The 17,756-nt window shown below is 63.8% G+C and carries 18 protein-coding genes and 1 tRNA gene; 10 read left to right on the forward strand and 9 right to left on the reverse strand.

Translation table 11 applies throughout. From position 1 onward, the window contains the following. Positions 1-1,117, reverse strand: a 1,117-nt coding sequence (locus AOQ71_RS30455) for an OpgC domain-containing protein (RefSeq protein WP_245317261.1), incomplete at its 3' end; no start/stop codon positions are given. Between the two features lie 254 nt (positions 1,118-1,371). Here AOQ71_RS30455 and AOQ71_RS30460 point away from each other — a divergent pair. After that, positions 1,372-1,677, forward strand: coding sequence for an ETC complex I subunit (locus AOQ71_RS30460; RefSeq protein ID WP_057754809.1), 306 nt, complete (start codon positions 1,372-1,374; stop codon positions 1,675-1,677). Between the two features lie 107 nt (positions 1,678-1,784). Further along, on the forward strand, positions 1,785-2,276 hold the full coding sequence (locus tag AOQ71_RS30465; protein WP_057754812.1) for an Lrp/AsnC family transcriptional regulator: 492 nt from the start codon (positions 1,785-1,787) through the stop codon (positions 2,274-2,276). A 29-nt stretch (positions 2,277-2,305) separates the two neighbouring features. On the opposite strand, the gene AOQ71_RS30470 is transcribed toward AOQ71_RS30465, so the two are convergent. Beyond that, positions 2,306-3,334: an AraC family transcriptional regulator gene (locus AOQ71_RS30470; RefSeq protein ID WP_057754815.1), complete on the reverse strand. Its 1,029-nt coding sequence runs from the start codon at positions 3,332-3,334 to the stop codon at positions 2,306-2,308. Positions 3,335-3,494: 160 nt separating this feature from the next. Here AOQ71_RS30470 and AOQ71_RS30475 point away from each other — a divergent pair, with 160 nt between their 5' ends. From AOQ71_RS30475 to AOQ71_RS30490, 4 genes are read left to right on the forward strand one after another with little or no spacing between them, the layout of a single operon-like run. Continuing rightward, positions 3,495-4,622, forward strand: coding sequence for an isovaleryl-CoA dehydrogenase (locus tag AOQ71_RS30475; RefSeq protein WP_083514683.1), 1,128 nt, complete (start codon positions 3,495-3,497; stop codon positions 4,620-4,622). 34 nt (positions 4,623-4,656) lie between these two features. After that, on the forward strand, positions 4,657-6,261 hold the full coding sequence (locus tag AOQ71_RS30480) for a carboxyl transferase domain-containing protein (protein WP_057754821.1): 1,605 nt from the start codon (positions 4,657-4,659) through the stop codon (positions 6,259-6,261). Between the two features lie 4 nt (positions 6,262-6,265). Then, the gene (locus AOQ71_RS30485) at positions 6,266-8,290 is read left to right on the forward strand and encodes an acetyl/propionyl/methylcrotonyl-CoA carboxylase subunit alpha (protein WP_057754824.1); all 2,025 of its coding nucleotides are present in this window, start codon (positions 6,266-6,268) and stop codon (positions 8,288-8,290) included. Next, on the forward strand, positions 8,283-9,194 hold the full coding sequence (locus AOQ71_RS30490) for a hydroxymethylglutaryl-CoA lyase (protein WP_057754827.1): 912 nt from the start codon (positions 8,283-8,285) through the stop codon (positions 9,192-9,194). Before AOQ71_RS30485 ends, AOQ71_RS30490 begins: the two co-directional genes overlap by 8 nt. Before the next feature lie 125 nt (positions 9,195-9,319). Here the strand turns inward: AOQ71_RS30490 and AOQ71_RS30495 are convergent, their stop codons facing one another. The 3 genes from AOQ71_RS30495 to AOQ71_RS30505 are packed head-to-tail and all read right to left on the reverse strand — an operon-like array spanning position 9,320 to position 12,248. After that, positions 9,320-10,678: a TRAP transporter large permease gene (locus AOQ71_RS30495; RefSeq protein WP_057754830.1), complete on the reverse strand. Its 1,359-nt coding sequence runs from the start codon at positions 10,676-10,678 to the stop codon at positions 9,320-9,322. Then, on the reverse strand, positions 10,675-11,229 hold the full coding sequence (locus tag AOQ71_RS30500) for a TRAP transporter small permease (RefSeq protein WP_057754833.1): 555 nt from the start codon (positions 11,227-11,229) through the stop codon (positions 10,675-10,677). The genes AOQ71_RS30495 and AOQ71_RS30500 overlap by 4 nt, the downstream gene beginning before the upstream one ends. Next, a complete protein-coding gene (locus AOQ71_RS30505) occupies positions 11,226-12,248 on the reverse strand; it encodes a TRAP transporter substrate-binding protein (RefSeq protein ID WP_057754836.1) in 1,023 nt (340 codons plus the stop codon). The genes AOQ71_RS30500 and AOQ71_RS30505 overlap by 4 nt, the downstream gene beginning before the upstream one ends. Before the next feature lie 345 nt (positions 12,249-12,593). Here AOQ71_RS30505 and AOQ71_RS30510 point away from each other — a divergent pair, with 345 nt between their 5' ends. Further along, complete coding sequence (locus AOQ71_RS30510; RefSeq protein WP_057754839.1) at positions 12,594-12,836, forward strand: pentapeptide MXKDX repeat protein; 243 nt, start codon at positions 12,594-12,596, stop codon at positions 12,834-12,836. Between the two features lie 196 nt (positions 12,837-13,032). On the opposite strand, the gene AOQ71_RS30515 is transcribed toward AOQ71_RS30510, so the two are convergent. Continuing rightward, positions 13,033-13,380: a DUF6481 family protein gene (locus AOQ71_RS30515; RefSeq protein ID WP_057754842.1), complete on the reverse strand. Its 348-nt coding sequence runs from the start codon at positions 13,378-13,380 to the stop codon at positions 13,033-13,035. 264 nt (positions 13,381-13,644) lie between these two features. On the opposite strand from AOQ71_RS30515, the gene AOQ71_RS30520 reads away from it, so the two are divergent. From AOQ71_RS30520 to AOQ71_RS30530, 3 genes are all read left to right on the forward strand, one after another. Beyond that, positions 13,645-13,881, forward strand: a complete 237-nt coding sequence (locus tag AOQ71_RS30520) for a hypothetical protein (RefSeq protein WP_057754845.1) — start codon at positions 13,645-13,647, stop codon at positions 13,879-13,881. 122 nt (positions 13,882-14,003) lie between these two features. Continuing rightward, positions 14,004-14,225 (forward strand): hypothetical protein, encoded by a 222-nt coding sequence (locus AOQ71_RS30525; RefSeq protein WP_083514684.1) that lies wholly within the window; start codon positions 14,004-14,006, stop codon positions 14,223-14,225. A 183-nt stretch (positions 14,226-14,408) separates the two neighbouring features. Next, positions 14,409-15,191, forward strand: a complete 783-nt coding sequence (locus AOQ71_RS30530; RefSeq protein ID WP_057754851.1) for a hypothetical protein — start codon at positions 14,409-14,411, stop codon at positions 15,189-15,191. A gap of 328 nt (positions 15,192-15,519) precedes the next feature. Here AOQ71_RS30530 and AOQ71_RS46430 read toward each other — a convergent pair whose 3' ends face one another. The 3 genes from AOQ71_RS46430 to AOQ71_RS30550 all read right to left on the reverse strand — a co-directional run bounded on the left by AOQ71_RS46430 (position 15,520) and on the right by AOQ71_RS30550 (position 17,464). Then, positions 15,520-15,690 (reverse strand): hypothetical protein, encoded by a 171-nt coding sequence (locus AOQ71_RS46430; RefSeq protein ID WP_057754854.1) that lies wholly within the window; start codon positions 15,688-15,690, stop codon positions 15,520-15,522. 278 nt (positions 15,691-15,968) lie between these two features. Next, positions 15,969-16,265, reverse strand: coding sequence for a hypothetical protein (locus AOQ71_RS46065; protein ID WP_057754857.1), 297 nt, complete (start codon positions 16,263-16,265; stop codon positions 15,969-15,971). A 1,122-nt stretch (positions 16,266-17,387) separates the two neighbouring features. Next, a tRNA-Arg gene (locus AOQ71_RS30550) sits at positions 17,388-17,464 on the reverse strand. Between the last annotated feature and the right edge of the window lie 292 nt (positions 17,465-17,756).

Here is a 17,756-nt window from a genome sequence, read left to right on the forward strand (position 1 = left end):
CCTGCCGCTTCGACCAGGAGATGTAATAGGCGACCGTCGTCATGATCGCGATGCCGGCAATGGAGACGAGCAGCTGCGCAAACAGCGAGCCCGAGCTCATCGACAGCTCGAAACGGCCGACGAAGGACAGGAACACGCCGACGCAGAATACGGCGAGCGATTGCTGGCCGCAGACGATCACGGGATCGAAAATCTTCCACTCCAGCCCCGGCCAGTCCTTCGGCACGAAGCGGATCACCAGGATCACGATAACGACGAAATGGATGAAGCGATAGGGCGCAAGGTTGGTCTTGTCGTTGGGATTGAAGGCCGAGAACAGCCATTCCGGGAACAGGCCGCCGAGCGCCGGGAAACGACCGGCCATGGTCATGACCAGCGCGAAGGCGAGATAGGCCAGGCAGACCCACAACGTGATCTGCGAATTGATCAGCCAGCCCGAGCGACGTGCGCCGCCCATCGCGCACCAGGCGCCGAACACGAACAGCACCTGCCAGCAATAGGGGTTGAAGTACCACTGGCCGGCCGGATAGGCGGTCAAATTCCAGCCGAAGTGCCGTGCCGAGAGCCACAGTACGATGGACGCCACCATCGTCAGATCGGGCTTGCGCAGCATGAACCACAGCACCGGCGGAAACAGGCCCATCAGCACGATGTACAGCGGCAGCACGTCGAGATTGAGCGGCTTGAAGCGCAGGAAAAGGCCCTGGCGCAAGGTCTCGGTGGCGTTGTCGACCAGGCCGGCGACGTTGAACTCGTTGATCATCTCTGAATCGCCAAAGCGCAGCGCCAGATAGCTGATCGAGGCGATGTAGATCACGAACAGGATGATGTGGGCGACATAAAGCTGCCAGACCCGCTTGGTCAGGCGGGTGGCGCCGACGATGAAGCCGCGCTCCAGCATCATCCGCGCATAGACGAACGAGGCCGTATAGCCGGAGATGAAGACGAACAGGTCGGCGGCGTCGGAGAAGCCGTAGTTGCGCGTCGTGATCCAGTTCACGACGTTGTCGGGGATATGGTCGAGGAAGATCGCCCAGTTGGCGATGCCGCGAAACAGGTCGAGCCTGAGGTCACGGCCCTTGTCTGGGAGCGTGGCATTGATGTTCAGGAAGGCCATGCGACGAAAGCTCTCGAAGGGGGCAGATACCCTGAAGGCGGCGAGGTGGGGCCGCCGGGCGGGATTCCCGGGCGGAGGGCGGGTACGCAATTGTCACAGTGCAGCATAATGACTATACCCGTCGGTGAGAGACCCGGGAGGGCCGGAATCACCGATCAGTTCCCGAAGGTGTCTCTATACTATGCCCGCGGTTTGCACCAATCGCTACCGTGACGCACGAAAATCGAACGAAAGACGAAGAGGCCGGACCGCCAATGACCGCACGCATTTTCAAGCCCGCCAAGAACGCGATGCAATCCGGCCGGTCCAAGACCAAGGAATGGCAACTCGATTACGAGCCGGAGCAGCCGCGCGCGGTGGAGCCGCTGATGGGCTGGACCTCATCGGGCGACATGAAGCAGCAGATCACGCTGCGCTTCCACACCAAGGACGAGGCGGTCGCCTATTGCGAGCGCAAGGGCATCGCCTACCAGGTGATCGAGCCCAAGGAATCCCTGCATCGCCAGGTCGCCTATGCCGACAATTTCTCCTTCCGCCGCGGCGAGCCCTGGACGCACTGAGGGGCTTCCTTTCGGCGGTCCGAACGGACAGCCCTTGGCACCCCTTGGCACCCCTTGCGCCCCGTGCTTCGCTAACTCGCATGACGGGACCATGACGGGGTTAAGGGATGGCCGGGCGTGTCCAGCTCGACAGCGTCGATCTGAAGATACTCTCCGAATTGCAGCAGGACGGGCGCGTCCGCAACAACGAGCTGGCGCTGCGCATCGGCGTATCGGCGCCGAACTGCCTGCGGCGGCTCAAATCACTGTTCAGCCGCGGCGTGATCCGCGCCGTGCGCGCCGTCATCGACGAGCGACTGCTCGGCTATGAAGTGGTGTCGTTCGTCTCGATCCAGCTCGGCAGCCAGGCTCAGCCGGTGCTGGAGGCCTTCGAGGGCTCGATAGCAGCGATCCCGCGCATCCAGCAGTGCTGGCGCATTTCGGGCGACACCGACTATCTGCTCAAATGCGTGGCGCCGAGCGTCGAGAGCATGCGCCAGCAGCTGTTGCATTTCGCCGCCATGCCCAACGTGAAGAACGTGCGCAGCTTTCCAGTGCTGGGTGTGGCAAAGGACGTGCCGCTGCCCGTAAAGGAAATCGCGGTCGCGCCGGCAGGCTAGGGCGATGGGAGACGACGCGACTGCGCGCTTCAGCGATAGCGGTCGCGAAACTCGCGCGGGCTGGCGCCGGTCCAGGAGCGGAAAGCCCGCGAAAAGCTCTTTTCGTTGCGGAAGCCGGCGCTCTCGGCGATCCGCTTGATCGGGTTGCGGCCGCGCATCAGCTCCTGCTTGGCGAGCTCGAGCTTGGCTTCTTCCTTGAGGTCGCGCAGCGAGGTCGCTTCTTCGCGCAGCCGCCGATGCATGGTGCGGGTGGAGAGCGCGAGCTCGCTCGCGACGTCCTCCGCGCCGAGAATGCGTCCGCGCGCCTCGCGCAGCACGCGGCGGACGCGCTCGACCAGCAAGCGGTCGCGGCGATAGGGCAGCACGGTCAGGCGCAACGCTCCCTTGAGCATGCTGTCGAGATCGGCGGGGCTGCGGGTCAGGGGCAGTGAGAGATAGTGCTTGTCGAAGATGATGCGGGCGGCCTCCGCATCGAAGCGGATGTGCTTGCAGAAGATCGTGGGATAGACCGAGACGTGGGCGGGCTCTGCATAAGGGAATTCCGCCGCACGCAGCGCGATTGCGGAATCCACCGCCCAGCAGGAGAAGCCGAGCACGTAGCGGAGCAGGGTGACGAGGCAGAATTCGCGGCAGTCGGCGAGATCGCGCTGCTCGCGAAGGGAGATGGTCGCGGTCTCGCCGCTGACCTCGAGCTCGAACAGCACGTCCTCGGTCAGCAGGCGATGATGCCGGCACCAGCGCTTCAGCGCGACCTCGAGATTGGGCGCGGTGATCGAGGCACGGCACAGCATGCCGTAGCTGCCCCAGGGCAGGCGGCGCGAGAACCAGCCGAGCGCCTCGTCGTCGAGCTCGCGCATGGCGTGGCCGGCCAGCGCCTCGAACTGGACGGCCGTGATCCGCCCGTCGGCCGACCCGACCAGGTCAGGCTGGACCTGTCCCTTGGCGAGCGCCTCGGTCGGATCCCGCCCATAACGGGCATAGGCCGCGGCCACGCCGCGGACGAAGGCGGCGGGGGTCATGGCGCGGCGGGGCGTCGCGGTTACGGCCTGGAAGGGCATCGGAAAATCCTCGCCAAACTTGGCGGAAAATGCAACCTTTTAGACCGCCGGAGCGCCCGGGCAGGGGTAGGTTCGGACCCGACAAGAAACTTGCAGGATCCTTGGAGGAATCGCCTTGAACATCCCGAGCATCGACTTCGATCTGGGCGACGACATCAGCATGCTGCGCGATACGCTGCGCGCCTTCGTCGAGGCGGAGATCGCCCCGCGCGCTGCCGAGATCGAGAAGGCCAATCTGTTCCCTGCCGACCTGTGGAAGCGCCTTGGCGACCTCGGCGTGCTCGGCATGACCGCGCCGGAGCAGTATGGCGGGTCCAACATGGGCTATCTCGCCCATATCGTCGCCATGGAGGAGATTTCGCGCGGCTCCGCGGCCGTAGGCCTGTCCTACGGCGCCCACTCCAACCTCTGTGTCAACCAGATCCGCCGCAACGGCAATGACGCGCAGCGCCAGCGCTATCTGCCGAAGCTGATCTCAGGCGACTATGTCGGGGCGCTCGCGATGTCCGAGCCCGGCGCCGGCTCCGACGTCGTCTCGATGAAGCTGCGCGCCGACAAGCGCGGCGATCGCTATGTGCTGAACGGCTCGAAGATGTGGATCACCAATGGCGGCGATGCCGACGTGCTGGTGGTCTACGCCAAGACCGATCCGGAGGCCGGCCCGCGCGGCATGACCGCATTCCTGATCGAGAAGGGTTTCAAGGGCTTCACCCATGGCCAGCACCTCGACAAGCTCGGCATGCGCGGCTCCAACACCTATCCGCTGTTCTTCGACGAATGCGAGGTGCCGGAGGAGAACGTGCTCGGCAAGGTCGGCGAGGGCGTCAAGGTGCTGATGTCCGGCCTCGACTATGAGCGCGCGGTACTGTCGGGCGGCCCGCTCGGCATCATGGCGGCCTGCATGGACGCGGTGGTGCCTTACATGCACGAGCGAAAGCAGTTCGGCCAGCCGATCGGCGACTTCCAGCTGATGCAGGGCAAGCTCGCCGACATGTATGCGACCTGGCAGGCCACGCGCGCTTACGTCTACGCTGTGGGAAAGGCCTGCGATCGCGCCGACCACGCGCGCACGCTGCGCAAGGACGCGGCGGCCGCGATCCTGTATTCCGCGGAGAAGGCGACGTGGATGGCGGGCGAGGCGATCCAGGCGCTCGGCGGCGTCGGCTATACGTCCGAGTTTCCGGTCGGCCGGCTCTGGCGCGACGCCAAGCTCTACGAGATCGGCGCGGGCACGTCCGAAGTGCGCCGCATGCTGATCGGCCGCGAGCTGATGTCGGAAACCGCTTAAACCCTCAACCACGTCATCAGAAACGCGGGACCACATGCCGCTCCATTCCAGCATCGACCCATCGTCATCCGATTTTGCCCGCAATGCGGACGCCATGCGCGCGCTCGTGGCGGACTTGCGTGAAAAGCTCGCCGAGGTCGCCGGCGGCGGCGGCGAGGCCTCACGCAACCGCCATACCTCGCGCGGCAAGATGCTGGCGCGCGAGCGCGTCGATCTGCTGGTCGATCCCGGCACCTCGTTCCTGGAGCTGTCGCCGCTGGCGGCCCATGGCCTCTATGGCGGCGACGTGCATTCGGCGAGCATCGTCACCGGCGTCGGGCGCATCTCGGGCCGCGAATGCGTCATCGTCGCCAACGACGCCACCATCAAGGGCGGCACCTATTATCCCATGACCGTGAAGAAGCATCTGCGCGCGCAGGACATTGCGCGGCAGAACAATCTGCCCTGCGTCTACATGGTCGATTCCGGCGGCGCCTTCCTGCCGCTGCAGGACGAGATCTTCCCGGACGAGCGGCACTTCGGCCGCATCTTCTACAACCAGGCGCAGATGTCCTCACAGGGCATTCCGCAGATCGCCATCGTGATGGGCTCCTGCACAGCCGGCGGCGCCTATGTGCCGGCGATGTCGGACGAGAGCATCATCGTGCGCAATCAAGGCACCATCTTCCTCGGCGGCCCGCCGTTGGTGAAGGCTGCGACCGGCGAGGTCGTCAGCGCCGAAGAACTCGGCGGCGCTGACGTGCATTCGCGGCAATCCGGCGTCACCGATCACTACGCCCAGAACGATGCCCATGCGATCGGCATCGCGCGCCGCATCGTCGGCACCTTGAAGCCACCGGCGCGGCCTAACCTCAACATGCATCAGCCGCGTGATCCGCTTTATGCGGCTGAGGAGATTTACGGCGTGGTGCCTGTCGATGGCAGAAAACCGTTCGACGTGCGCGACATCATCGCGCGCGTGGTTGACGGGTCCGAGTTCGACGAATTCAAGAAACTCTACGGCACGACGCTGGTGTGCGGCTTCGCCCATATCTGGGGCTTTCCGGTCGGCATTATCGCCAATAACGGCATTCTTTTCAGCGAGAGTTCGCTGAAGGGCGCGCATTTCATCGAGCTGTGCTGCCAGCGCGGTATTCCCCTGGTGTTCCTGCAGAACATCACCGGCTTCATGGTCGGCAAGAAATACGAGGCGGGCGGCATCGCGCGCGACGGCGCCAAGCTCGTGACGGCGGTCGCGACGGCGTCCGTGCCAAAATTCACCGTGGTGATCGGCGGCTCCTACGGCGCCGGCAATTACGGCATGTGCGGCCGCGCCTATTCACCGCGCTTCCTCTGGATGTGGCCGAACGCGCGCATCTCGGTGATGGGCGGCGAGCAGGCCTCGATGGTGCTGAGCCAGGTCCGCCGCGATAACATTGAGGCCAAGGGCGACAGCTGGTCGAAGGAGGAGGAGGACAAGTTCCGCAAGCCGATCCGCGACCAATATGAGAGTCAGGGCCATCCCTATTATGCCACCGCGCGCCTGTGGGACGATGGCGTGATCGACCCTGCCGACACGCGCCTCGTGCTCGGCCTCGGCCTGTCGGCGGCGTCGAATGCGCCGATCGAGCCGACCAAGTTCGGCCTGTTCAGGATGTGATGCGATGGACCGCACAAGACTCTACCGCCGTTTTCGCACGCTCCTGATCGCCAACCGCGGCGAGATCGCCTGCCGCGTCATCCGCACGGCGCGTGCCATGGGCCTGCGCACCGTCGCCGTCTATTCCGAGGCCGACCGCGACGCGATGCATGTGGCGCTCGCGGATGAGGCCGTGCTGCTCGGACCCGCGCGGGCTCGCGACAGCTATCTCGACATCGAGCGGCTGATCGAGGCCGCGCGCAAGACCGGCGCCGAGGCCGTGCATCCCGGCTACGGCTTCCTGTCTGAAAATGCCGAATTCGCGCAGGCCTGCTACGACGCCGGCCTCGTTTTCGTCGGCCCGACCGCCGAGATGATGAATGCGATGGGCTCGAAGTCAGGCTCGAAAGCCTTGATGGAGAAGGCCGGCGTGCCGCTGGTATCAGGCTATCACGGCGAGGCGCAGGACGATGCGACGCTGGCGAAGGCGGCCGAAAAGGTCGGTTTCCCGATCCTGGTGAAGGCATCGGCCGGCGGCGGCGGCCGCGGCATGCGCATCGTGCGCTCGGCGGCCGAACTCGGGCCGGCGATCGTCAGCGCCAAGCGCGAGGCCAAGGCCGCGTTCGGCGATGACCGCATGCTGATCGAAAAGTACGTCGACAATCCCCGGCATATCGAGGTGCAGATCATCGGCGACAGCCACGGCAATCTGCTGTCGCTGTTCGAGCGCGAATGCACCTTGCAGCGCCGCCACCAGAAAGTGATCGAGGAGGCGCCGTCGCCGACGCTCAATGCAGCCCAGCGCGAAACGGTCTGCGCTGCCGCGCGCAAGGCGGCGGGCGCGGTGAACTATGTCGGCGCCGGCACCATCGAGTTCGTCTCCGACGGCAAGGACGTGTTCTTCATCGAGATGAACACGCGGCTCCAGGTCGAGCATCCCGTGACCGAGTTGATTACCGGCGTCGACCTCGTCGAATGGCAGCTGCGCGTCGCGTTCGGCGAGGCGCTGCCGCTGAAGCAAGACGAGATCAAGCTCAACGGCCACGCCATCGAGGCCCGTGTCTATGCCGAAAATCCCACCAAGAATTTCATGCCCTCGGTCGGGAGGATCTCGACCTGGCGGCTGCCTGCCGAGACGGGCGGCCTGCGCATCGACGCCGGCTATCGTGAAGGCGACAGCGTCTCGCCGTACTACGACGCCATGCTGGCAAAGATGATCGCCTGGGCGCCCACGCGCGAAGTGGCGATCGATCGGCTCAACCGCGCGCTGGAAGACTCCGACGTCCGTGGCATCGTCACCAACATCCCGTTCCTGTCGGCGCTGATCACGCATCCGAAGGTGCGGGCCAATGCGATCGACACCGGATTCATCGAGCGTGAGCTGGCGGTCCTGACACCGGCGGCGCCGGCACCGGGCGAGCTCGAGCTCTGTGCCGCGGTTGCCGCCATCGTCAATGACGAGCGGCAGGCGGCGCAAGGCGAGCCGCGTTCGCCATGGCAGACCTTCGGCTGGCAGCCGGTCGGCCGCCGCCAGCGCAATTTTGCCTTCCGCGTCGGCCATGGTGTTGGTCATGGCCCCGAGCAGAAAATCGCACTGAATTATGGCAGCGGGCCATCGACGCTGGTGATCGGCGAGCGCGAGCTGGCGTTCGCGGTTGCGCCGAAGGATGGCGGCTTCGATCTGACGCTGGATGGCGTCAAATCATCCGTTGCCGCCGTGATCGACGGCCACGAGCTTTACCTGCGCACACGCAACGGCCGCTTCGACCTGCACTGGGTCGATCCGTTCGGCGGCGAGAGCGAGGAGCATGTCGGAGAAGACAAGATCGCAGCGCCTCTGCCGGGCACGGTCGTCGCCGTTCTGGCCGAGGAAGGCGCAAAGCTCGAGAAGGGCGCGCCGATCCTGACGCTGGAAGTGATGAAGATGGAGCAGACGCTGCGGGCACCCTATGCCGGCGTGCTGAAGTCCATCAAATGCAAAGTCGGCGACATCGTGCAGGAAGGCATCGAGCTCGCCGTGGTCGAGGCCTCCGGAGAGTGGCATGAGTGACCCCGTCCGCATCATCGAGATGGGGCCGCGCGACGGCCTCCAGAACGAGAAGGCGCCTGTCAGCGTCGAGGCCCGGATCGCCTTCATCGAGGCGCTGGTTGCGGCCGGGCTCGATACGGTCGAGGTCGGCGCCTTCGTCTCGCCCAAGGCGATCCCGCAGATGGCGAGCTCCGATGCCGTGCTGCGCGGCGTCAGCCACATCAAGGGTGCCGAACTCCACGTGCTGGTGCCGAACGAAAAGGGCTACGACGCTGCGCGGGCTGCCGGCGCGAAAGTCGTCTCCGTGTTCGCGGCAGCCTCGGAAGGCTTTTCGCGCGCCAACATCAACTGCACGATTGCGGAGTCCATCGAGCGCTTCAAGCCCGTGCTGACGCGCGCCAAGGCCGATGGCGTGCCCGTGCGCGGCTATATCTCTTGCGTGCTCGGATGTCCGTTCGACGGCGAGATCAAGCCGAAGGCGGTCGCCGATCTCGCCAGCACGCTGTGGGATCTCGGCTGCTACGAGATCTCGCTCGGCGACACCATCGGTGTCGGCACGCCCACCAAGGCCAAGGAGATGCTGCGCGCGGTCGCGGCGAACGTTCCCGCCGCAAAGCTCGCGATGCATTTCCACGACACCTATGGCCAGGCGCTGGCCAATCTCTATGCTGGGATGGAGGAGGGCGTCCGCGTGATCGATGCCGCCGCCGGCGGGCTCGGTGGCTGTCCCTACGCGCCGGGGGCAACGGGGAATGTGGCGACGGAGGATGTGGTCTACATGCTCGAGGGCATGGGCGTGAGGACCGGCGTCGATATGGAGAAGCTGCTGGCGGCGACGAATGAGATGAGCGCGGTGCTGGGCAAACCGCCGGTGAGCCGCGTGGCATCGGCGCTGAATGCGAAGAAGAAGCGGGCGACGCCCTGAGGCTCAGTGCCGTAGGGTGGGCAAAGCGAAGCGTGCCCACGCAATCTACCCGATCATTGAGACGTGGTGGGCACGGCGCTATGCGCCTTTGCCCACCCTACGGACTACCGCACCTGTGTTTGCCGCTACCTGCTTCCGTCCGGTCCCATCACCAGATCCGGCAACCAGGTCGAGATCTCCGGCACCAGACACAGCAGCAGCACTGCGCCCATCATCAGGAGCACGAAGGGCAGCGTGCCCCAGATGACCTCGCTCAGCGGGATGTCAGGCGCGACGTTGCGGATGACGAAGATGTTGAGCCCGACGGGTGGATGGATCAGCCCCATCTCCATCACGATGGTCATGACCACGCCGAACCAGATGATGTCGAAATTGGCAGCGCGTAACGGCGGCAGGATGATCGGCGCGGTCATCAGGATGATCGAGACCGGCGGCAGGAAGAAGCCGAGCACGACGACCATGACCAGGATTGCGAGCAGCAGGCCCCAGCGCGGCAGGTGCATCGCCACGACGGATTCGGCGGCCGATTGCGAGATGTGCAGATAGCTCATCACGTAGGAATAGAGCAGCGACATGCCGATGATCATCATCAGCATGGTCGATTCGCGGATCGTCGACTTCATGATGGGGCCGAGATCTTCCGGCCGCCACACGCCGTAGATCGCCGCGATCAGCCCCAGCGCCAGAAGTCCGCCGAGGCCGGCGGTCTCCGACGGCGTGGCAAAGCCGCCATAGAGCGCGGCCATGACACCGGTGAGCAAGAGGACGAACGGGATCACGCGTGGCAGCACGCTGAAGCGTTCGGCCAGCGTGTACTCGTCGCGGGCGAGGATTGCCGTCTCCGGCCCGCCGTTCTTGTAGATCGCCTCGGCTGCAGCATATTCCCGGCGGAAGCGGTACACCGCATAGAATCCGAACAGCGAGACCAGCAGCAGGCCGGGCCCGATGCCGGCGAGGAACAGGCGCCCCAGCGACTTCTCGGCGGCGACCGCAAACAGGATCATGGTGATCGAGGGCGGCAAAAGAATGCCGAGCGTGCCGCCGGCGGCGATGATGCCGGCCGCGAAGCCGCCGGAATAGCCGCGCTTGCGCATCTCGGGGATGCCGGCCGAACCGATGGCCGAGCAGGTCGCGGGGCTCGAGCCCGCCATTGCCGCAAACAGCGCGCAGGCAAACACGTTGGCGACGCCGAGGCCGCCGGGCACGCGATGCAGCCAGGCGTGGAGTGCGGAATAGAGATCCTGGCCGGCGCGCGATTTGCCGATCGCCGCGCCCTTCAGGATGAACAGCGGGATCGACAGCAGCGTGATCGAGGCCATTTCCTCATAGACGTTCTGCGTCACCGTATCGAGCGAGGCCGAGGGCATGTAGATGCCCATGAACACGACCGCGACGGCGCCGAGCGCGAACGCAATCGGCATGCCCGAGAACATCACGATCAGCGTCGCGACACCGTAAGCGATACCGATGCCGAAAACGCTCATGGCCGCTTGGCTCCTGCGAAGGGCAGCGCCAGCTGCACGAGGATCTGGAGGCAGAGCAGGCTCATGCCAAGCGCCATCAGGGAATAGGGAATGGCGAGCGGCGGCGACCACATCGAGTTCGAGACCTGGCCGTCGACATAGGCCTCATGCGTCAGCGTCCACGACTTCCAGGTGAAGAAGGCGCAGAACAGGAACGTTGCGGCATCGACGATCCAGAGCCGGACCCTGTTCGCCAGCGGCGACAGCAGGCCGACGAAGGCCTCGATGCCGATATGACCGCGATTCTGCTGCACATAGGCGGCGGTCATGAAGGTGGCGCCGACCAGCAGAAACACGGCGGCCTCGTCCTGCCAGTAATTTGCGGCCTTGAACAACGCGCGGCTGAGCACGCTGTAGCTCAGGATGGCGCACGCCGCGACCAGCGCCAGCGCCGCGAACACGATGATGATGCGGTTGAGGATGGCGAGACCGCGATCGAGCGCTGCCGCAAGGCCGGTCCTTGCGGCAGCATTGGCCTGATCGTCACGATCCGGCTGAGGACCGCGGCTCATGCAGCGACGTCGGAGGCAAGCTTGAGCAGGTTGGCGGCGGTCGCCGTCTTGGCACCGTAATCCTTCCACGCAGTGTCGCGGGCGATGTCGCGCCACTTGCCGACGGTGGCGGCATCGAGCGCGCTCACCTTGGCGCCGGCCTTCTCGTAGACCTTGGCGACCTCGACGTCGTCATCCTGCGCGCCCTTGCGGCCGAAGGCTTCGAGCTCTTGACCCACAGCGACCAGGATGTCCTGCTGGTTCTTCGGCAGCTTGTCGAAGATCGCCTTCGACATCATCAATGGCTCGAGCATGAACCAGTAGGACGCGCCGGCGCCCGAGGTCAGCGACTTCGCGACCTCTTCGAGGCGGAACGAGATCAGGCTGGTGGAGGAGGTGATGCCGGCATCGCACGCGCCGGTCTGCATCGCCGCGTAGATTTCGTTTGACGGTACCGACAGCACCGAGGCGCCTGCGGTCTGCAGCACCATGTCCATCTCGCGCGAGCCGCCGCGCACCTTCATGCCCTTGGCATCTTCCGGCGCCACGATCGGCTTGGAACGGCTGGCGACGCCGCCGGCCTGCCAGACCCAGGTGAGCAGGATGATGCCCTTGTCGGCGAGGAAGTCGGAGAGCGCCTTGCCGACCGGCTCCTTCTTCCAGCGCATGCCCTGGTCATAGGTGGTGACGAGGCCGGGCATCAGCCCGATATTGGTCTCCGGCAATTCGCCACCGGCATAGGGCATCGGATACAGCGAGATGTCGAGCGCACCCTTGCGCATCGCTGAGAACTGCGCGTTGGTCTTGATCAGCGACGAGTTCGGATAGATCTCGGCGGCGATGTCGCCATTGCTGCGCTTGCTGACTTCGGCTGCGAACATGCGGCAGAGCCGGTCGCGGAAATCGCCCTTGTCGATAGTGCCGCCGGGGAATTGGTGCGAGATCTTCAGCGTGGTCGCGGCATGCGCGGTGCCGATGCCGAAGCGGAGAATGGCGGGGGCTGCGACTGCTGTCGCGAGCAGGTGACGACGCGTGAACATGAAGTATCCCCTTCGACGGTTCTTTGAACGCTTCTCATCTGAGTGATCTGGCGGGTCGTGAGACCGGCACGGAGCCCCATTCTAGCCGGTCTAGACCCTGAGTTCTCTCACCTGATAGTTCGAGATGGAAGGCCGCGGCAAGTGTTCGCCTTGCTGCGCTGCACTCGCCGAGCCCTCGTGTTTCGGCCAATAACGCTTTTGGTCAGGGAAACGATCGCCCAATCGCGCGGCGGCTGACGAAAAAAAACTTCGCAACGTCGCGTAACAAGCGCGCGTGTCGATCCGTCGAGATTGAGTAGCGGCACCTGTCGCTTTCACAACACCATCTCGAAGGGATTGTCTCTCATGACCATTCGCACCCGTATCGTGCTCGGCGCCTCGGCTGCCGCTCTCTCGCTTGGTCTGGCGCTGTCGCCGGCCGCTTTTGCCCAGGACAAGATGGGCAAGGACGACGGCATGATGAAGAAGGACACGATGTCCAAGGACAGCATGAAGAAGGATCACATGTCCAAGGACGACGGCATGAAGAAGGATACGATGGCGAAGGATGGCATGAAAAAAGACGACGGGATGATGAAGAAGAACTGATCTTCCGCCGTCATGCCGGCCGCCTCCAGCGGGGCGAGCCCGGCATGCCCAGCATCTGCCTCGTCCATCCACGGCCCGTCGTCGCGTTTCGCGTTCGCGGCTGGTGCGGCGCGATTTGACCTGGAGCCGGTGGGCCCCAGGTCAAATTTTGAGGTCAAATTTTGAGGTCAAATTTCAGGTCAAATTTTGTTGAAGCTTACTTCCGCTTGGCCTTGCGGGCGGCGTAACGGGCGTCGCGCTTGGCCTTCTGCTCGGCCTCGAGCGCTGCCGCCTTGGCAGCCGCTTCCTCGGCCTCACGCGCAAGGCGCGCGGCTTCAGCGGCCTTGGCTTCTTCCTCGCGGCGCTTCTGCTCGGCTTTTTCGGCCTCGCGCGCAGCCTTCGCTTCGGCGCGCTTGGCCGCGAGCGCCTCGCGCTCGGCGCGCTTCGCCACCACAGCGGGATCGTCAGGTCCGGGCTGCGACTTGAATTTGTTCAAAAGATTTTTGCGGGCTTCCAGCGCCGCCTTTTGCCGGTCTGCGAAGCCGGGTTCCCTAAATCCACTCATTCGACGAGCCTTGTCTTCCTCGCTTTCGATCCTAAATCACTGCCTGTTGGTACGTCGGCTGGGCACAAGCAGGCGCCACGCGACGCAGAAGCGTGTACATCGCCACGCGTCGCGAAGCCACCCATATTCGCAGCCGATCAGGTCCACGAAATCGCTGAACCAGCCGACCCTTCGTAGCCCGGAAAAACTGCCGAATTGTGATGTCCCTCATAAGGGCACCCAGCGGCGGCGCCTAGCGTCCGCCATACGAGACGGAGCACGGGCATGATCTTTTTCCGGCTGAGCCCGAAAGCCCTTTCGATCGTGGTCGCAGCAGTGGCGGTCGTAGGCGCGGTCCTGGTGGCTGCCCGTCCGCAGCCGATCGAGAGTGCGGTTCTTGGAGCCGCTTGGGAGTGTACTCAAACCGCGTTCATCCTGACGAGCTGCGCGCCGCGCGCCCAGCAGGCGATCCCGGCGGTCGAGACCTTGCGCAAGGAAGCGGTGCGGCAGACCAAGGGTTGAGCGGTCAAAGTTGAGCGGCCAAGGGTCGAGCGGCGACGGCTGCGCGAGGATGTGACGTGACGTCGCGGAGGTGATAAACGGCCTCAGCGAGCGCCAAGGTCGCCATGTCCGAGCCTGACTTGATGCCCGAACCCGTAGAGAAGCCCAAAGCTTCGCCCAAACCCCAATCCCCCAAATCCCAATCCGGCGACAGCCGTCGCGGCGCGGTCGCGGGGCTCATCATTGCTGCCGCCCTTCTCGCAGTTGGCCTGTGGCTCGCTCGGGACCTCACCGCCGCCAGCAAGATGCAGGATTGCCTGATGTCGGGGCGACGCAATTGCGATGTGATCGAGCCGGCGCGCTAGTGCCGGGTTCACCGGGCGTCCCGGCGAAAATTCGCCGCGATCTTAAACAGATGTAACGGGACATTACCGGCCTGGCGGGTCAATCTGGCAGGTCAGTTATCAGGCGGCATCAGCCAAAGGCGATCCGAATCGTCTATCGCGCATGGGCCACGGCAATTTCTGAAAGTTAAGGGGTAGGCACGAATGAGTGCGTCCAGCCGTATGAAGATCATCATTCCCGTGGTTTCGGCCATGTCGTTGCTGGCATTGTCCGCCCAGGCGCAGGACGCGGGTCCCCCCAAGGGCGCAGGTCAACCGCCAGGGCAGGGCGCAGCTACTCCGCCACCGGCCGACCAGAACACCCGCAAAGGTCCACCACCGCAGGCAGGGCGATCCGTCTCCCAACCTGGCGGTCAGGCCCACGTGACGCCCGGAGCCGGTCCGCACCGTGCCGATGGTCCGTCCCCAAGGCCCGGCCGTACCATGGCGCGTGGTCCGGCGCCCGCGCGCGACTGGGGTGGACATACCTACCGTGGCAATCTTGCCTGGGAGGGCGGCCGCTGGCGTCATGAGGTCCATAATGGCCGTCCCGGCTGGTGGTGGGACGTTGGCGGCGTCTGGTACTATTATCCGCAGCGGATGGACGGCCCACCCGCTTATATCTCCGAGGAATATGTGGACGACGTGCCGGTGGCCTACGCGCCGCCGCCGGGTCCGCCCGTGGCTTACGAACCACCTCCGCCGCCGCCGGCGCCCGATCCCGGCGCGAGCGCGCTGGGCGGCGCCATTGTCGGCGGTGTGCTCGGCGGCCTGCTTTCGGGCAACGCCTCGGGTGCGGCTGCGGGCGCGGTCATCGGCGGTGCAACCGGTGCCATCGCGGGAGCAACGGCCGCTTCACGTCCGGGCTACTATGTCGCCGAAGGGGTTTGTTATTACCGCTATCCTAGCGGCCAGTATGTGCAGGTCGATCCGCGCGCCTGTTACTGAGCGCCTGAGCGAGATCTGAATTGAATGAGGCGGGCTCAAGCCCGCCTCATTTGTTGCGCAAATGACAGAAGGCTGTTGTTTGCGGAAATGACAGAAGGCCTTTTTGCAAATCAATCTCTGTGGCGACGCACAACAACTGCCCTTAATTTCCACTGGCGCTCATTGTGGCGTCACGCAATTGATCAAAGAAAAAATCAAAAGTGAGTCGCAGGGGACGGGATCATGCTGGACGCGATCCAGATCAGCTTGGCGCTATGGGCCATGATCGTTTGCGGGGGTATCAAGGGGGTGCAGATCGTGCACCTCCTGTTTTAGCGCGCCATTCGCGCTACGAGACAAGCCAGCTCAGGAACGCCATCGCAGCCCAGACCAGGGCACCGATCCAGGCGGTCATCACGATGGCTATGGTTGCGAGAAAGGCGAAGCCTTGCAGGTCGGCTTTGCGCATCGACGCGGGCGCTTGCGCTTCGGCTTCTCGTCTCGTGAGGGGGATAGCCATCGATCCTCTGTCGCGTTCTGCGGAGTACCATGTTGCTCTTTAGCGGACGCGCCGAGCCTCGGCTGTGATGCAATTCACAGATCGGCGCATATGAACGGGCCTCACCGCTTTGTGTATGATCAGCACCATCGTGCGCGGCGGGCGCTTCCCGGCGGTTTGAAACCGCCAGTGCAATTCTATGGAGGTCACAATTAGAGCGTGCCGAAATCATCAGCAACACGCCCCGTTATCCGCAATCATACGGACGAAATTGCCACGCACTTGTCCGGATCGAGCGGTTAGAGTCGGCACTCATGTGTACCGAGTACGATCCACAGCATGAAGCCGAGGCAGCTATGAAGCGTGCCGCCGAGTCGGAAGGCCCCGACCGGCAACGCCTCATCGAACTGGCGCTGGCGTGGCATCAGCTTGCGCGCGATCGTCGCAACGACGAATCGAGCGCAGGGACTGATCGCATCGGGCCGTAGGGCCCGTTTGGTCGCGACCACCTGGTCGAACATCCGGACAAGTACGGCATTCATCGCGCGCGTTGCAGTGCTGACGATGGCAACGATGGCTCGGAAGACCGAGATCACTCGATCGCCGACGGTGGTTCAACAACCGCAACCCTGCATGGTCGCTGACGTAGAATATAGAGGGCGCCACCGGTTCGCGCTGGCGGGCCCATAGTTCTCCGGGCGAGAAAGGTTGTGCTGATCCTGCTTTGTCTTTGAACGTGTATTTATAAGCGGAACACCCAGGTAGGGAGGGCGTTTGAGAGGTAACATACGTTAATTTTTGAACTGACAGCGCGCGGAATCTGTGCCCAATTCTAAGGCATCAATACCTTGGCTAAAGCCAGATGGAACTGTTTAAGGCGGAAAAGATCGGCGAAACCGATAGCCGACCCGACAGGAAATGTAGATTTTGCGGAAGAACGCTTCGCTTGTTGAGGGTGGTGCATTTCCCAGACCGCGGTACGACCGTGCGCACGTTCGAATGCGAATGCGGCGACCGAACCTGGGATGATTGAGCCAGCCTCAAGCTATGCTGCTCGCGTTGGCCGCCCCTTGTCTCTTTGTTCTCCGGTCGAGAACGGACTTTGAATATAATAGGCCTGCTTTTGTTCTTCGGACGTGTACTTACAAGCGGAACACCCGGACGTTGGGCCGCCTCAGTTGGCGGCCTCTTTCCTCCAGTCCCAACCTTCGATCAAGCCACGCATAATTCGTGCGAACATTCTCGCCCAATCGATCGCTTGCTCGCGCGGGACTTGTCCTGGACGGAGCCGTCGCGATGGTAGGTCGTCGAAATAAAAGTATCGACTTCGGCGACCATCCGCGAAGCGGACCTCGAAGCTTCCTGTGCCGGGCACGGCTTCGTGTTTGAGAAGGCGGACACTCATCCCGCGATCGAAACTCGGTACTGTCGAGAGTCAAATAGTCAATTCCTTGTGGCACTGAACGAGCGCGAGCTACTGCCAGTCGTTGGTCCTAAGGATCGCGACGGCGCCTGAGGCGATCATCGCTGGCAGTAGTGTCGCGGCGTTCGTGAACGGAAAGCGAATGAGCGTGTTGCTGCCGTGTTGCCTGGAGCGATTTGTAGTGCCGCGCAACGCGTTGAATTTGCTGTCGGCGCCAAGCGACTTGCGCAACACGGATGGGGCGCAAGAACGAAGCGGATACTTTGCCAAGGTTTTGATTTGGAAGTTGAAAGGGTGGCGATCCCGGCAGGAATCGAACCTGCAACCCTCAGAGTAGAAATCTGATGCTCTATCCAGTTGAGCTACGGGACCGTTCCGGCCAGCCCGGGTTGGGGCCCGGCTGTTCATATATCATGGCAATATGAAAAATCTGGTCTTTCGCCAAGCCTGAACCGAACCGTTTTCCTCAGTGCTGCGACAAACCGGAACGGTGAAGTGTCAGGGTGCCGGGTTGAGCGGCAGCGGACTGGACGACGGATCACGTCGCCGGCAACGCTGACCAGCTTCCGGGACACGGTCGCCGGTCGACGGGTCCGATATTGCCTGCGCCTCAGGACGGCGTGCGCGGCGGTAGCGTGATCGGTCTCCTCTGGGCGTGCCTTGC

The sequence above is a fragment of the Bradyrhizobium manausense genome (genome assembly GCF_001440035.1).
Lineage (GTDB): Bacteria > Pseudomonadota > Alphaproteobacteria > Rhizobiales > Xanthobacteraceae > Bradyrhizobium > Bradyrhizobium manausense.

What these genes read in the sequence shown, in the direction of transcription:
- AOQ71_RS30460 (WP_057754809.1), top strand. Translation starts at nt 1,372, where the DNA reads ATGACCGCACGCATTTTCAAGCCCGCCAAGAACGCGATGCAATCCGGC.
- AOQ71_RS30465 (WP_057754812.1), top strand. Translation starts at nt 1,785, where the DNA reads ATGGCCGGGCGTGTCCAGCTCGACAGCGTCGATCTGAAGATACTCTCC.
- AOQ71_RS30470 (WP_057754815.1), bottom strand. Translation starts at nt 3,334, where the DNA reads ATGCCCTTCCAGGCCGTAACCGCGACGCCCCGCCGCGCCATGACCCCC.
- AOQ71_RS30475 (WP_083514683.1), top strand. Translation starts at nt 3,495, where the DNA reads ATGCTGCGCGATACGCTGCGCGCCTTCGTCGAGGCGGAGATCGCCCCG.
- AOQ71_RS30480 (WP_057754821.1), top strand. Translation starts at nt 4,657, where the DNA reads ATGCCGCTCCATTCCAGCATCGACCCATCGTCATCCGATTTTGCCCGC.
- AOQ71_RS30485 (WP_057754824.1), top strand. Translation starts at nt 6,266, where the DNA reads ATGGACCGCACAAGACTCTACCGCCGTTTTCGCACGCTCCTGATCGCC.
- AOQ71_RS30490 (WP_057754827.1), top strand. Translation starts at nt 8,283, where the DNA reads ATGAGTGACCCCGTCCGCATCATCGAGATGGGGCCGCGCGACGGCCTC.
- AOQ71_RS30495 (WP_057754830.1), bottom strand. Translation starts at nt 10,678, where the DNA reads ATGAGCGTTTTCGGCATCGGTATCGCTTACGGTGTCGCGACGCTGATC.
- AOQ71_RS30500 (WP_057754833.1), bottom strand. Translation starts at nt 11,229, where the DNA reads ATGAGCCGCGGTCCTCAGCCGGATCGTGACGATCAGGCCAATGCTGCC.
- AOQ71_RS30505 (WP_057754836.1), bottom strand. Translation starts at nt 12,248, where the DNA reads ATGTTCACGCGTCGTCACCTGCTCGCGACAGCAGTCGCAGCCCCCGCC.
- AOQ71_RS30510 (WP_057754839.1), top strand. Translation starts at nt 12,594, where the DNA reads ATGACCATTCGCACCCGTATCGTGCTCGGCGCCTCGGCTGCCGCTCTC.
- AOQ71_RS30515 (WP_057754842.1), bottom strand. Translation starts at nt 13,380, where the DNA reads ATGAGTGGATTTAGGGAACCCGGCTTCGCAGACCGGCAAAAGGCGGCG.
- AOQ71_RS30520 (WP_057754845.1), top strand. Translation starts at nt 13,645, where the DNA reads ATGATCTTTTTCCGGCTGAGCCCGAAAGCCCTTTCGATCGTGGTCGCA.
- AOQ71_RS30525 (WP_083514684.1), top strand. Translation starts at nt 14,004, where the DNA reads ATGCCCGAACCCGTAGAGAAGCCCAAAGCTTCGCCCAAACCCCAATCC.
- AOQ71_RS30530 (WP_057754851.1), top strand. Translation starts at nt 14,409, where the DNA reads ATGAGTGCGTCCAGCCGTATGAAGATCATCATTCCCGTGGTTTCGGCC.
- AOQ71_RS46430 (WP_057754854.1), bottom strand. Translation starts at nt 15,690, where the DNA reads ATGGCTATCCCCCTCACGAGACGAGAAGCCGAAGCGCAAGCGCCCGCG.